The 13,322-nt window shown below is 62.6% G+C and carries 16 protein-coding genes; 11 read left to right on the forward strand and 5 right to left on the reverse strand.

The genetic code is table 11. The features are described 5' to 3' along the window. Positions 1 to 15: 15 nt before the first annotated feature. From PMI07_RS10255 to PMI07_RS33985, 5 genes are all read left to right on the forward strand, one after another. Positions 16 to 1,458 carry an NAD-dependent succinate-semialdehyde dehydrogenase gene (locus tag PMI07_RS10255; protein WP_007757817.1) on the forward strand — a complete coding sequence of 481 codons (1,443 nt, stop codon included), beginning with the start codon at positions 16 to 18 and terminating at the stop codon, positions 1,456 to 1,458. A gap of 24 nt (positions 1,459 to 1,482) precedes the next feature. Next, entirely contained in the window at positions 1,483 to 2,325 is an 843-nt protein-coding gene (locus PMI07_RS10260) for a p-hydroxycinnamoyl CoA hydratase/lyase (RefSeq protein ID WP_007757819.1), read from the forward strand. A gap of 203 nt (positions 2,326 to 2,528) precedes the next feature. After that, positions 2,529 to 3,686: an acyl-CoA dehydrogenase gene (locus PMI07_RS10265; RefSeq protein ID WP_007771442.1), complete on the forward strand. Its 1,158-nt coding sequence runs from the start codon at positions 2,529 to 2,531 to the stop codon at positions 3,684 to 3,686. A gap of 11 nt (positions 3,687 to 3,697) precedes the next feature. Further along, positions 3,698 to 4,900 (forward strand): acyl-CoA dehydrogenase family protein, encoded by a 1,203-nt coding sequence (locus PMI07_RS10270; RefSeq protein WP_007771445.1) that lies wholly within the window; start codon positions 3,698 to 3,700, stop codon positions 4,898 to 4,900. Between the two features lie 68 nt (positions 4,901 to 4,968). Then, entirely contained in the window at positions 4,969 to 5,127 is a 159-nt protein-coding gene (locus PMI07_RS33985) for a YqaE/Pmp3 family membrane protein (protein WP_007771448.1), read from the forward strand. Positions 5,128 to 5,169: 42 nt separating this feature from the next. On the opposite strand, the gene PMI07_RS10280 is transcribed toward PMI07_RS33985, so the two are convergent. Continuing rightward, positions 5,170 to 5,406 (reverse strand): hypothetical protein, encoded by a 237-nt coding sequence (locus PMI07_RS10280; RefSeq protein WP_007771449.1) that lies wholly within the window; start codon positions 5,404 to 5,406, stop codon positions 5,170 to 5,172. A gap of 198 nt (positions 5,407 to 5,604) precedes the next feature. On the opposite strand from PMI07_RS10280, the gene PMI07_RS10285 reads away from it, so the two are divergent. Further along, positions 5,605 to 6,006, forward strand: a complete 402-nt coding sequence (locus PMI07_RS10285; RefSeq protein WP_007771451.1) for a GNAT family N-acetyltransferase — start codon at positions 5,605 to 5,607, stop codon at positions 6,004 to 6,006. A gap of 3 nt (positions 6,007 to 6,009) precedes the next feature. Here the strand turns inward: PMI07_RS10285 and PMI07_RS10290 are convergent, their stop codons facing one another. Further along, positions 6,010 to 6,408, reverse strand: coding sequence for a GFA family protein (locus PMI07_RS10290; protein ID WP_007771459.1), 399 nt, complete (start codon positions 6,406 to 6,408; stop codon positions 6,010 to 6,012). Positions 6,409 to 6,599: 191 nt separating this feature from the next. Here PMI07_RS10290 and PMI07_RS10295 point away from each other — a divergent pair, with 191 nt between their 5' ends. The 3 genes from PMI07_RS10295 to PMI07_RS10305 all read left to right on the forward strand — a co-directional run bounded on the left by PMI07_RS10295 (position 6,600) and on the right by PMI07_RS10305 (position 8,790). Beyond that, positions 6,600 to 7,385 (forward strand): DUF1194 domain-containing protein, encoded by a 786-nt coding sequence (locus tag PMI07_RS10295; RefSeq protein ID WP_007771461.1) that lies wholly within the window; start codon positions 6,600 to 6,602, stop codon positions 7,383 to 7,385. An 87-nt stretch (positions 7,386 to 7,472) separates the two neighbouring features. Beyond that, positions 7,473 to 8,369 carry a TIGR02587 family membrane protein gene (locus PMI07_RS10300; protein ID WP_007771463.1) on the forward strand — a complete coding sequence of 299 codons (897 nt, stop codon included), beginning with the start codon at positions 7,473 to 7,475 and terminating at the stop codon, positions 8,367 to 8,369. 10 nt (positions 8,370 to 8,379) lie between these two features. Continuing rightward, the gene (locus PMI07_RS10305) at positions 8,380 to 8,790 is read left to right on the forward strand and encodes a TIGR02588 family protein (RefSeq protein WP_007771465.1); all 411 of its coding nucleotides are present in this window, start codon (positions 8,380 to 8,382) and stop codon (positions 8,788 to 8,790) included. 6 nt (positions 8,791 to 8,796) lie between these two features. Here the strand turns inward: PMI07_RS10305 and PMI07_RS10310 are convergent, their stop codons facing one another. From PMI07_RS10310 to pobA, 3 genes are all read right to left on the reverse strand, one after another. After that, a complete protein-coding gene (locus PMI07_RS10310) occupies positions 8,797 to 9,504 on the reverse strand; it encodes a phosphatase PAP2 family protein (RefSeq protein ID WP_007771467.1) in 708 nt (235 codons plus the stop codon). Between the two features lie 19 nt (positions 9,505 to 9,523). After that, positions 9,524 to 10,348, reverse strand: a complete 825-nt coding sequence (locus PMI07_RS10315) for a DUF1206 domain-containing protein (RefSeq protein ID WP_007771469.1) — start codon at positions 10,346 to 10,348, stop codon at positions 9,524 to 9,526. Between the two features lie 88 nt (positions 10,349 to 10,436). After that, positions 10,437 to 11,606 carry a 4-hydroxybenzoate 3-monooxygenase gene (gene pobA / locus PMI07_RS10320; RefSeq protein WP_007771472.1) on the reverse strand — a complete coding sequence of 390 codons (1,170 nt, stop codon included), beginning with the start codon at positions 11,604 to 11,606 and terminating at the stop codon, positions 10,437 to 10,439. Positions 11,607 to 11,715: 109 nt separating this feature from the next. Here pobA and PMI07_RS10325 point away from each other — a divergent pair, with 109 nt between their 5' ends. Beyond that, positions 11,716 to 12,609 (forward strand): helix-turn-helix domain-containing protein, encoded by an 894-nt coding sequence (locus PMI07_RS10325; RefSeq protein ID WP_024163713.1) that lies wholly within the window; start codon positions 11,716 to 11,718, stop codon positions 12,607 to 12,609. A 146-nt stretch (positions 12,610 to 12,755) separates the two neighbouring features. Then, positions 12,756 to 13,289, forward strand: a complete 534-nt coding sequence (locus PMI07_RS10330) for a DUF992 domain-containing protein (protein WP_007773652.1) — start codon at positions 12,756 to 12,758, stop codon at positions 13,287 to 13,289. Positions 13,290 to 13,322: the final 33 nt, after the last annotated feature.

Genomic DNA, 13,322 nt, shown 5'->3' on the forward strand with positions numbered 1-13,322 from the left:
AGGGAGGAAACCGTGATGCAGACCCAATCCTACGGTGAATTGAAACTCTTTGTGGACGGCGAGTGGCTCGGCGTGGAAGGCCGGGTCACCGAGGACGTCATCAATCCGGCAACCGGCGAGCCGATCGCCGCCCTGCCGCATGCGACGCCTGCGGATCTCGAGCGCGCAGTCGCTGCCGCCGCCCGCGAATTCAAGACCTGGAAGACGACGACCGCCTTCGACCGCGCCAAGATCATCCGCAAGGCCGCCGATATTCTGCGCGAGCGTGCGAACGAGATCGGCCGGCGGATGGTGCTCGACCAAGGCAAGCCGATCGGTGAAGCGATCCCGGAAGTCCATATCTCGGCCGATATTCTCGACTGGACCGCCGACGAGGGCAGGCGCTCCTATGGCCGCATCGTGCCTGCCCGCATCCCCGGTGTTAAGTGGATGGTCACCAGGGAACCGGTCGGTCCCGTCGCCGGCTTCACGCCCTGGAATTTCCCCGGCGTTATCCCGGCGCGAAAGATTTCCGCAGCACTCGCGACCGGCTGCACGATGGTCATCAAGCCCTCGGAGGAGACGCCTTCGACCGTGCTCGAAATCGCCCGGGCGCTGCAGGATGCAGGCCTGCCCAATGGCGTGCTGAACGTCGTGCACGGCAAGCCGGCCGAAGTCTCCGAACACCTGATCGCCTCGGACGGCATCCGCAAGATCACCTTCACGGGCTCCACCGCTGTGGGCCAGCATCTCGCTGTCCTCGCCGCGCAGGCCGGCGTGAAGCGCGCCACGATGGAGCTCGGCGGCCATGCGCCGGTGCTGATCTTTGAGGATGCCGATATCGACCATGCCGTCCGTGTCATGGTGCATGCGAAATACCGCAATGCCGGTCAGGTCTGCATATCGCCGACCCGGTTCTATGTGCATGACAGCGTACACGACAAGTTCGTCGACGGGTTTGCCAAGGCAGCGTCCGCTCTGAATGTCGGCGAAGGCCTCGACCCGTCCAACCAGATGGGGCCACTCGCCAACAGCCGGCGCGTACCCGCCATGGAACGCATGGTTGCCGATGCGGTCCAGCGCGGCGCCAAGGTGAAGGCCGGTGGCGAGCGCGGCAGCAATCGCGGCTATTTCTTCCAGCCGACGGTTCTCGCCGACGTGCCGCAGGACGCGATCATCATGAATGACGAGCCCTTCGGCCCGGTCGCCGTCACCGCCCGCTTCACCTCATTCGACGAAGTGATCGAGCAGGCGAACCGGCTGCCTTACGGACTTGCCTCCTATGCCTTCACCCGGTCGAGTCAGACCGCCGCGATGGTGAGCGACGCGCTCGAGGCCGGCATGGTCGGCATCAACAACAACTTCATCTCGATGGCCGAAACGCCGTTCGGTGGCGTCAAGCAGAGCGGTTACGGCTCTGAAGGCGGCACCGAGGGCATGGACGCCTACCTCGTCACCAAAATGACCAGCCTGTCATAGGGCCCGGATCTTCAGGAGAACAAGATGACTATAGAAGCGAGCGATCTGGGCGGCGAGAACGTCAAGGTTGAATTCGAAGATGGCATTGCCTGGGTAAAGCTGAACCGCCCGGACAAGCGCAACGCCATGAGCGTCGGCCTTGCCGAAGACATGATCCGGGTGCTCGACGCGCTTGAAATCGACGACCGCGCCGGCGTCGTCATCCTGACCGGCGAGGGCGAAGCCTTTTCCGCCGGCATGGACCTCAAGGACTTCTTCCGCGCCACCGATGGCGGCTCCGACATCCAGCGCATGCGCGCCTACCGCTCCACCCGCGCCTGGCAATGGCGCCTGCTGATGCACTATGCCAAGCCGACGATCGCCATGGTCAACGGCTGGTGCTTTGGCGGTGCGTTCACACCGCTGATCTGCTGCGATCTGGCGATCGCCTCCGAAGACGCTGTGTTCGGGCTTTCGGAAATCAACTGGGGCGTCATCCCCGGCGGCGTCGTCTCCAAGGCGATCTCGACGCTGATGAACGACCGCAAGGCGATGTACTACGTCATGACCGGCGAAAAGTTCGGCGGCAAGATGGCTGAACAGCTCGGCCTGGTGAACGAAGCGGTTCCGGCGGACAAACTCCGCGAACGCACCGTCGAGATTGCCCGCGTTCTCCTTGAAAAGAACCCGACCGTGCTGCGCCAGGCCCGCATGGCCTACAAGTATGTGCGTGAGATGACCTGGGAAGAATCCGCCGAATACCTCACCGCCAAGGCCGACCAGACGACGTTCGTCGATCCGGAAAAGGGACGCGAGAAGGGATTGTCGCAGTTCCTGGATACGAAGACCTATCGTCCGGGGCATGGGGTTTACAAGCGCGAGGAATAGTCGCTGCCGGTCGGAGGACGCTTGTGGAAAGTCTGCCTCCCACCCTCTTCCCGTTTTGACGGGGGAGAGGGGCGTGCCCCGCTTAGCGCTCAATGATGCCAGGACGGTACGGCATCTGTCCTTCTCCCTGCAGGCGGGGAAAAGGTGCCGGCAGGCGGATGAGGGGCGAACCTCTCCAGCCGATTTAAACGCGAGACCCAATCATGGACCTGAACTATTCGGACGAGCAGCTTCTGTTGAAGGAAAGCGCCGAGCGTTTTCTGAAGGAACGTTACGACTTCGAGAGGCGCGGCAAGATCATCGCCTCGGAAACCGGGTTCGACTCAGGCATCTGGTCCGACATGGCGGATCTCGGTTGGCTGGCTCTGCCGTTCGCCGAAGAGAATGGCGGGCTTGGCGGCGGGGCGGTGGAGATATCGCTGATCATGGAAGCGGTCGGCCGCGCTTTGATGGTCGAGCCTTATCTCACGTCCGTCATTCTTGCCGGCGGGCTTGTCGAAAAGCTTGGCTCCGAAGAACAGAGAGTCGAAATCCTCGGCGGGCTTATCGCCGGCACGTCGCGTCCGGCGCTCGCACATGCCGAACGGCAGACCGGTTTTGACCTCGGCAATATCGCCGCAACCGCGATCAGGAGCGGTGAGGGCTATCTCATCTCGGCTGAGAAGCCGCTGGTGCTCGGCGGACAGTTTGCGGATGTCTTCCTCGTCTCAGCCAGGCTGGACGGCGCGGTCAAACTGTTCGCCGTGCCAGCGGATGCTTCCGGCCTCACCTCGACCGAAGTGAAACTGGTCGACGGCAGCCGCGCCAGCGATCTCGTCCTCGACAACGTCCGCGTAGCCGCTTCCGCGCTGTTCGGCGCTGGAGCCGATACGCTCGCCGAGATCGAAGCGGCCCATGACCGCGCCAACGCGGCGCTCGCCTCGGAAGCGGTCGGCATCATGGATGCGCTGATGGATGCGACGGTTGCTTATACCAAGGAGCGCGTCCAGTTCGGCAAGCCGCTCGCCGCCTTCCAGGCGCTGCAGCACCGTATGGGCGAGATGGCGGTGAAATGCCAGGAGGCCCGAGGCTCAGCGCTGCTCGCTACCCTTTCCGTCGACGCACCGCGTTCGATGCGCATTCGGGGCGTTTCCGGCGCCCGCGCCAAGATCGGCAAGGTCTCCCGCTCCGTCGCACAGGAAGCGATCCAACTCCATGGGGCCATGGGCTTTTCCGAGGAAATGCCGGTCGGCGCCTGGTTCCGCCGGCTGTATGCGATGGAAAATACTTTCGGCACCACTGCAGACCACCTGAAACGCTACGGCGAGATCATCCGCGATCCCGCCGTGCTCTCCGGCAGCCTGCTGCGCGAACCCGTCTGAGGAGCAAGATCATGGATCTGTTGATGACCAAAGATGAGGTTCTCTTTCGCGACGAAGTGCGGGCCTTTCTCGATGCCCACCTTTCCGAAGATCTGAAGCGCGCCGAACGGCTGAACCCGAGCTTTCTTGCCGACCCGAGTGTCGGCTTGAAATGGCAGGCGAAGCTCAACGACAAGGGTTGGGTGGCGCCCTCCTGGCCGAAACAATATGGCGGCACCGGCTGGACGCTTGCCGAGCGTTACATCTTCGACCAGGAATGCGAACAGGCCGGCGAGCCGCATCTCCGCGGCGCCTCGATCAAGATGATCGCCCCGGTCATCATGCGCTACGGCAACGATGCACAGAAGGGTTTTTACCTGCCGCGCATCCTCAATGGCGAAGATATCTGGGCGCAGGGCTATTCCGAGCCCGGTTCCGGCTCCGATCTCGCCTCGCTTAAGACCAGGGCTGACCTCGACGGCGACCATTACATTGTCAACGGCTCGAAGATCTGGTCGACGCTGGCGCATCACGCCACCCGCATGTTCGCGCTGGTTCGCACCGCCGATACTGGCAAGAAGCAGGAAGGCATTACCTTCATCCTGATCGACCTGAAATCGCCGGGCGTCATCATCCGGCCGATCCGTTCGATCTGCGGTACGCATGAATTCAACCAGGTCTTCTTCGACGACGTGAAAGTGCCGGTCTCCGACCGCATCGGCCAAGAGGGCGAGGGCTGGGATATCGCCAAATACCTGCTCGAATTCGAGCGGGGCGGGGCCTTTGCCGGCGGCGTGCTGCGCGCCATGCTCACGCGCATCCACCGCCTTGCCTCCGAACCGCTTCCGGATGGACGAAAAATGATCGACGATCCGCTGTTCATGGCGCGCTTCGCTGAGATCGCTACGGATGTCGACGCTAACGACATGCTGGAGCTTGCGGCCATGTCCAAGGTCCAGGCAGGCGGCAATCCGGGCGCGGTGCCGTCCTCGACGATGAAGATCGAGCGCAGCCGCATCCGCCAGTCGATCGCAGAGCTTGCAGCATCGATCCTCGGACCCGATGCGCTGCGCTGGGAAGAGCACCGGCCGCTACATGAACTGCCGGAGGAGAGTGAATTGAACGAAGAGCGTAAGGTCGCCTCCGCCGTCTATTTCAATTCCCGCTCTCAGAGCATTTTCGGCGGCAGCAACGAGATCCAGCTGGAGATCATCGCGAAGACGCTGCTGCGGTGAACGTCTTCTGAAACCATATCCCCTGCAGCGCGTTACCAGCCGGACCTTATCAGCCCGGAGAACGCCCGTTGGATATCATCCGCATTCTGCTCGCCTTCATCCTACCGCCGCTCGGCGTGTTCCTCCAGGTGGGGCTCGGCCTGCATTTCTGGCTGAACATCCTGCTCACCCTCTGCGGCTGGCTTCCGGGCATCGTGCATGCGCTCTGGGTGATCCTGCGCAAATAACCGGGATCGAGTTCGACATGGCCGGATGACGGCTGAAAGCCTTCAAGCGGCGATATCCGCGATCTCGCCCGACTGCCAGAGGATGCGTGGATCGGACATGTCGCCGCTTTCCATATCGACCTGGACCGAATAGGCCGCAACGCCGACAAAGCGGTCGGCCATGGCACGGGCGATTTTCTCGGCGGAGGCAGCATTCGAGGCCACGCGCATCTCGCCAGGCGTCACGTTGCCCCGGACCTTCTTGAACGGCAGCACGATGAATTTTTCAGACCGGGACATGGCGTTTCCTTCTTTTGTGCCACCCTGTGGATATGGACGCCACGAAGTCAACCGCGGTCGGCTGAAATAGCGCTGCCTCAAGTTGACAGGCCTTTGTGCCGCCGCAATAGTGGCCCGGTTTTCACCTGGGCTTATTTTGTGGATATCCGTTTTTTCCAACCTGCGGATGGCGAGGAACTGGCCTCACTCTTTCAGGAGATGCAGGCCTATTACGGCGTCTTCTGCCCACCGCGGGAGGCGATCCTGACCGGCCTCGCCAACCGTCCGCCGGAGACCGAAATCCTGGTCGCCGCGACCGACCGGATCATCGCCTTTGCAGCCTTCGCCGCCATCTATCCCGGACCGGGCCTGCAGCCAGGATTTTTCCTCAAGGAGCTTTATGTGGCCGGCTCCGAGCGCGGCAAGGATATCGGCACCGCACTGATGAAGCGGCTGGCGGGGCTGGCAGTCGACCGGGGTTTCGGCCGTATCGACTGGACGGCGGCGCGCGCCAACGAGCGGCTTTTGAAATTCTATGACGGGCTCGGCGGCGACCGGAAGCAAGACCGGGTCTTCTACCGGCTCGAAGGCGCGAAGCTGAAGGCGCTGGCCGGCCGGTAATAGCTACTGCTTATGGCCCCGGTATTGCGGCAGGTCGTCGGTGATCTCGTACCAGGGCGCTTTCGAACCGACGAAGATATGGTGTGTCGGCCGGATTATTGGGGCATCGACCAGCGTGCCCATCGCCACATGCACCCAGGCGGTCTCGCGCACCCGCGAATAAAGGAGCGAGCCGCAAACCTTGCAGTGGGCGTCGTGGTTCTCGGCGTCGCCGAAGATCAGCAAGTCGTCCTCGCCCTTAACCACGGCAAACTTCTGCCGCTCGATGCCCGCGAAAGGCTTGAAGGCCGAACCGGTGGTGCGGCGGCAATTCGAACAATGGCAATTGGCGGCATATACGAACGCGTCCTCCACCTCGTAAGCGACCGCGCCGCAATAACATTGGCCGTTCAACTTCGTCATGCCACCTATCTCCATGCAGATACCAGTTGACTGGCTCCGGCCATCGTTGTGTTTCCTGCAGACTATGTGGGGCGGTCCCGGAATAAAGTCCCATCACCGAAAGTTGAAGGGAGGTGCGCGGAGGGGAGTCGCCCTTGGTCCGCTCTGTGTTACAGTTTTAAGAAATCGATAACGCAGTGATTGGATTGCCAATGCTTACAACACTCGCGATGCTCATGAGCCTTTCCGTTGCCGCGACCACACCGGTTGCCGCGAAACTCTCGGGAGGTGAAGTCGATGTGGAACTGGTCCTCGCGGTCGATACGTCCCGTTCCATGGATTACGAGGAAGTCCGCGTCCAGCGCGAGGGTTATGTCGAGGCACTCAAGCACAAGGAATTCATCGACGCGGTGAAGACCGGGCTGACCGGCCGCATCGCGATCAGCTATTTCGAATGGGCCGGCGACGTGGTGCCGGATTCGATCATCGACTGGACGATCATCGAAAACGAGCAGGACGCGATCAACTTCGCCGCCAAGCTCGAAGCCCGGCCGATCAATACCCAGCGCCGCACCTCGATTTCCGCCGCGATCGCCCAAGGGGCGACGATGATCGTCGCCAATTCCTACCGCGGCATGCGCCAGGTGATCGACGTTTCCGGCGACGGACCGAACAATTCCGGCAACCCGGTCACGCCGGCCCGCGACAAGGCCATCGAAGCCGGCATCATCATCAACGGGCTAGCGCTGATGCTGAGGCCATCCGGCGCTCCCGGAGGACTAGACAAATATTACGGCGACTGCGTCATTGGCGGACCTGGCTCCTTCGTACTGCCGGTCAATAAGATCGAGGACTTCGCCGTTGCAGTGCGTCGTAAGCTGGTGATGGAAATCAGCGGCCTCACACCGGCCGCAACCGTGCGGAAGATCGCCAGCAGCCAGCCCTCCAGCGACTGCCTGGTCGGCGAAAAGCAGTGGCAGGATTTGTTCGACCGCTGACGCCTTTTTCCGAGCCCCGGCCGGGCGGAACATTTCATCCGGTTTGCGAGTTCTTTCCGCTTCATCGAAGAGGGAAGGGCAAGCGCTTTGAACGGGGCCACGGTACAACGGGATGATGACGCCGGCGAAAGCCGGGATTTCCTGATCGGCCTCGGACGTGGCGCTGCCGGTGCCATGCTGTTCGGCATACCGATGCTGATGACCATGGAGCTATGGCAGCTCGGGTTCTACATCGAACGCTGGCGCCTGTTCCTGTTGCTGATCGTCAATATCCCGCTTCTGATATTGCTCGCCCACCGGATCGGTTTCGAACGCACTTCCACCGCGGCGGAGGCCTGTCGCGACGCCACAATCGCTTATGGCCTCGGCATCCTCATAAGCGCCGCGATCCTCATCATGCTCGGGGACATCAAGCCGCATATGCCGCTCTCCGAAATGCTCGGCAAGGTCGCCATTCAGTCCGTGCCGGCCAGCATCGGCGCGCTGCTCGGCCGCTCCCAGCTTGGCGGGCAGGCCGGCAAGGATGAAGACGATGGTGACGGCGAAAAGGACCAGGGAGAAGGCGGCGACGCCGTGCCCGACGAAATTTCCACCAGCTACAGCCGCGAGCTCTTCCTGATGGCGGTCGGTGCGCTCTTCCTCAACCTCAACGTTGCGCCCACGGAGGAGATCATCCTGATCGCCTACAAGATGACACCCTGGCATGCGCTCGTCATGATCGGCGTGTCGATCGCCATCATGCACGGGTTCGTCTATGCGGTCGCCTTCAAGGGTACCCATGAAATTCCCGAGGAGACACCGTGGTGGCATGCCTTCTTCCGCTTCACCCTGCCGGGCTACCTGGTCGCGCTGCTGATCAGCTTCTATGTGCTCTGGACCTTCGGCCGGCTCGACGACACGGCGCCAACGCAGATGCTGATGTCCGCCATCGTGCTCGCCTTTCCCGGCGCAATCGGGGCGGCTGCCGCCCGCCTCATCCTGTAACGAGTGATCGATGACAACCACGGCCAACAAACGTCACAGCGAAGCCAAGGAGCCGCATTGGATCGAATGGGCGACCGGGATGGTTTCGGCGCTCGTGGTTGTCGCGATGATCGCCTGGGTCGGCTACAAGGCCTGGACGGACGAGGATATGCAGCCGGAATTCTCCATCGCCGTCACCGAGAGGCGTCCGGTGGAAGGCGGCTACCGCGTCGCCTTCGAGATCTCCAACAAGGCGACGGCGACGGCCGCTGCCGTTACCGTGCGCGGCGAGATCGTCGATGGCGACAACGTGGTCGAGGATGCCGAGGTCACCTTCGACTACGTCCCGGCGCAATCCAAATCCTCCGGCGCCATCCTGTTCTCGCAGGATCCGGGCGCACGGGAGGTGAGGGTAAGAGCGGTGGGGTATACCGATCCGTAGCGCGGGTTAATCCGGCGCCACCGGGATGTAGCGCCGCGCCACCATCCAGCAAGCCAGTGCCCAGGTTGCGCCGGCACACCAGCCGCCGAGGACGTCGGTCGGGTAGTGGACGCCGAGATAAACCCGACTGAACCCGATGATGAAGGTCAGGACGAAGGCCGCGCCGATCAGGAAGATGCGGGTCGAACGGTAGGGCTGGGCGCGCGACAGCAGCGCTCCGAGCGTCAGATAGGTGACGGCCGACAGCATCGCGTGGCCGCTCGGGAAACTGAGGTCGTTCACCTCGACCAGGTGCGGCACGATATCCGGCCGCGGACGCGCCACGCCGAGCTTCAGCAGCGAACTCAAGAGCCAGCCGCCCGCAATCGACAGGAACATGAAGAGCGCAATCGCCTTTTGTCGCGACAGGAGCAGGAAGACGGTTCCCATCACGGTCATCAGGGTGAGTACGGTGACGCCGCCAAGCGCGGTGATGTCTCCCATCGCATGGTTGAGCCAGTAGGGGCCGAGCGGCGTTGCAAGGTCGGTCGCGTCACGAAGTGCGAGAAGGATCTTTTCATCGAAGGCATGCGTCTCGCCTTCCAGCACTTCGTCGGTCAGCCTGAAGAAGACGAAAAGCCCCCCCGCCAGAAAGGCGATCATCATCAGGCCGATCGGCTCGAATGTCATGACCCTTTCGACCACTTTTCGCGTTACGCGTTGATGGAATGCCATCCGGGCTCCTCGCTCGATCTCAGTTCATCACGGACCGCATCGCACGAAGCGATTGGTCCATCGAAGGCGGCTGAACGATCCTGTACCAGGCCTCGATCAATCCGTAGAGACCGAAAGCGAAAAGTCCGATCGCCGCCAAGCCATAGAGGATCGCCCCGAAGGGAAGCTGGCGCACCCACGCGAGCGCATCCGCCATGCCGCCGGCCTGGTTCGGATCGACAGCGAAGGCGGCATAGACGAAGAAGAAGCCGACAATGAGGAATATGACGCCGCGCGCAATGAGGCCATAGGTGCATATGCCGTTGAGGACGGCCCGGTGCTCGAATCCGCTTTCGAAATAGCGCAGATACCCGCGTTTGATGCCCTTGACCGCCTGGGCGCAGCCGGCGCCGATGATCGCCAGGCCGACGCCCGCGACAAGGTAGCGTCCGAACGGCTGCTGCATCAGCCAGGACGTCCAGCCTTCGCGTCCCGCGGACGGTCCGCCCAAGCCAAGATGCAGGGCCTGTCCGACCGCATAGAAGGCAAGACCGGTATAAGTCGCGGCGCTGACGAGAAGACCTGCCCGGACCAGATATCCCTTGGCATTGCTTTCGTGCCGGTCGGTGTTGACTACCGCCTGCGCCACCCGCCAGAGGATGAAGCCGATCAGGCCTATGCCGATCAGACCGAGCCAGATCTGCCCGAAGGGCTGTTCCAGCACGATCTGCAGGGCAGATTTCGAATCCGGCTCGCCTCCGCCGAAGGTCGACAGCGACGCCATGCCCGCGATCAGGACGTATACGATCCCCCGTGCCGCGTAACCGGACCTCGCCAGCCATTCCAGTTTCCTGTTCTTGTCCATCCCGATCTCCTCGAAAGATCGACAGGAACGTGCTTGCAGGGTCGCGGTTCCGGAACCGTCATGCCACGGCGGGCTTGGGGGAGGTGCGTCAGTAGGGTAACCCCACATAATTCTCCGCGAGCGCCGTCGAGGCGGCTTTCGAGCTGACCAGGTAGTCGAGTTCGGCTTCCTGGATCTTCTGGCCGAATTCGCCGGTATCGGGGAAACGGTGCATCAGTGTCGTCATCGACCAGGAGAAGCGCACGGCCCGCCACACGCGCTTCAGCGCCCGGGACGAATAGGCATCGATGCCGGCGGCGGATTTTTCCGAATAATATTCCTGCAGACCGTCGAAGAGGTAGTGGACGTCGCTTGCGGCGAGGTTCAGCCCCTTGGCGCCGGTCGGCGGCACGATATGCGCCGCATCACCGACCAGGAAGAGCTTGCCGAAGCGCATCGGCTCGGCGACGAAGGAGCGGAGCGGCGCGATCGATTTTTCGAAGGAGGGTCCGGTTACCATACGTTCCGCATGTTCGACCGGCAGGCGGCGGCGCAATTCGTCGAAGAAGCGCTCGTCCGACCAGTCCTCGATCTTCTCGTCCAGCGCGCACTGGATGTAGTAACGGCTGCGGGTCTCGGACCGCATCGAGCAGAGCGCGAAACCGCGCGGATGGTTGGCATAGATCAGCTCGTGGCTGACCGGCGGCACGTCGGCCAGGATGCCGAGCCAGCCGAACGGATAAACCCGCTCGAACGTCTGGAGCGCGCTTTCCGGCACCGATTTGCGGCTGACGCCATGAAAGCCGTCGCAGCCGGCGATGAAATCGCAGTCGATCCGGTGGGTGACGCCGTCCTTTTCGTAGGTCACGTAGGGGCTTGCGACGTCGAACTCATGCGGGGCGACATTGCCCGCATCGTAGATTGTCACGCCCCCGGTAGCTTCGCGCTTGTCCATCAGGTCATGGGTGAGTTCGGTCTGGCCGTAGACCATGACGCGCTTGCCCGTCAGGCCAAAGAGGTCGAGACGGTGATCGCGGCCGTCGAAGGCGAGTGAGAACCCGTCATGCGGGAGGCCCTCCTTATGCATCCGGGCACCGGCGCCGGCGCGATCGAGCATGCCGACCATGCCTTCCTCCAGCACGCCGGCGCGCACGCGGCCGAGGATATAATCCTTGTTCACTCGGTCGAGAATGACATTGTCGATACCCGCGTTGGTGAGAAGTTGGCCGAGCAGCAGGCCCGAGGGGCCGGAACCGATGATGGCGACTTTTGTGCGCATGATATCCTCCCAAGATCTGCCTATGCTAAGCGCCGAACGACGTCACCAAGCAATGGACATTTCGCGCAATTCATAGGACAAATCGGACATAGCGCATTTGGAGTGTCCGATGCTTTCGCCAGTCCCCACTTACGATCTCTACGGCGAACGCCGCGCTAAACGGTCGGATTTCTGGCTCCATTGCGAAACGATCGCCTCACGCAGCAGCACGCATCACTGGGAGATCGGCGTCCATCGCCACGAGGGCTTTCAGCAATTCCTGTACATTCGGAACGGGTCTGGCGATGCCATCCTGTCGGGAACCACGGTTGCGCTGACGCCCCCTTGTGTGGTGGCAGTGCCGCCGGGCGTTAGCCACGGCTTTCGCTTCTCGCGCGATATCGACGGGCTGGTGATCACGCTCGTCGCCGAGCGGCTGCGGCTGACGGCGGGGCTTGCCAAGCGGCCGGGCGACTGGTTGTCGCGCCCTTGCATGATCCCGATCCCCCCGAGCGACGATGTCGGTTATCTCGACGAAACCTTTTCACGGCTGTTTGCGGAATTCGAGGCGCAACGGGTGGGCCGCAACGATCTCATCGAGGCCTATCTGACGGCAGCGATCCTGATCCTCGCCCGCGCGGTGCAGCCGGATGCGGCGGGCGGCGCGAAGGATCCGAAGCTCGCTCGCGTCGAGGCGCTAAAGGACCTGATCGGGCGACATTTTCGCGAGCAGCTTCCCGCAGAAGCTTATGCGAAACTGCTCAACCTTTCGCCGACACATCTGAACCGCGTGGTGCGGGAGGTTACCGGAATGAGCCTCCACGACCTGATCATGGCGCGGGTCATCGACGAGGCGCGCCGCGCACTGGTTTTCACCACGGCGAGCGTCCAGGCGGTGGCCGACGGGCTCGGTTTCGCAGATGCCGCCTACTTCTCCCGTTCCTTCCGCAAACGCACCGGCCAGACGCCACGCCAATACCGGGAGGCGGAACGGGAAAGACTGGCTCAGGTGGAGGCCGAATGAGATCGGCTCACGCTTGGAACAATTTGGTGACAATTCGTGTGCAACGGCCGTTGGATCATTCTTCCGCCACATGCGTTTCCCAACGCTGCCAAACCCGCTCGCATGAGTCTCAACAAGGGCGGCTGAAGAATTAAAGGAGTACAGGGATGAAGAAGATTGTTGCCGTGGCGCTCGCCGCTCTGCCGGTCGTAACCAGCGCCGGAGCCGCCTTTTCCGCCGATGTCATCACCCGCCGGGACCGCGTTCCGGTTTATGAAGAACAGGACCAGCGCGGCGGCGTGCGCATCGGCTACCTCGATTGCTCGATAGGTGGCGGCGTCGGTTACGTACTCGGCTCCGCCAAGGAAGCCGATTGCGTCTTCACCACCGCGATCGGCAGTGAGCCGCTCGACCGCTATACCGGCGTCGTGCGCAAGATGGGCGTCGACCTCGGCTTCACCACCCGCTCGCGGCTGATCTGGGCGGTCTTCGCCCCGACTGCCGGTTATCACCACGGCTCGCTCGGCGGCCTCTACCAGGGCGCAACAGCTGAGGCGACCGTCGGTGCCGGCATTGGCGCCAACATCCTCGTCGGCGGCACCGCCGGCTCGATCCACCTGCAGACGGTGAGCGTCACCGGCCAGCTCGGCCTCAACGTCGCCGCCACCGGCACCTCGGTCACGCTGACGCCCGCGGGCTGAGATCTCCGACGAGACTTCGCTCCTCCCGATCCA

It is taken from the genome of Rhizobium sp. CF080 (assembly GCF_000282095.2).
GTDB lineage: Bacteria > Pseudomonadota > Alphaproteobacteria > Rhizobiales > Rhizobiaceae > Neorhizobium.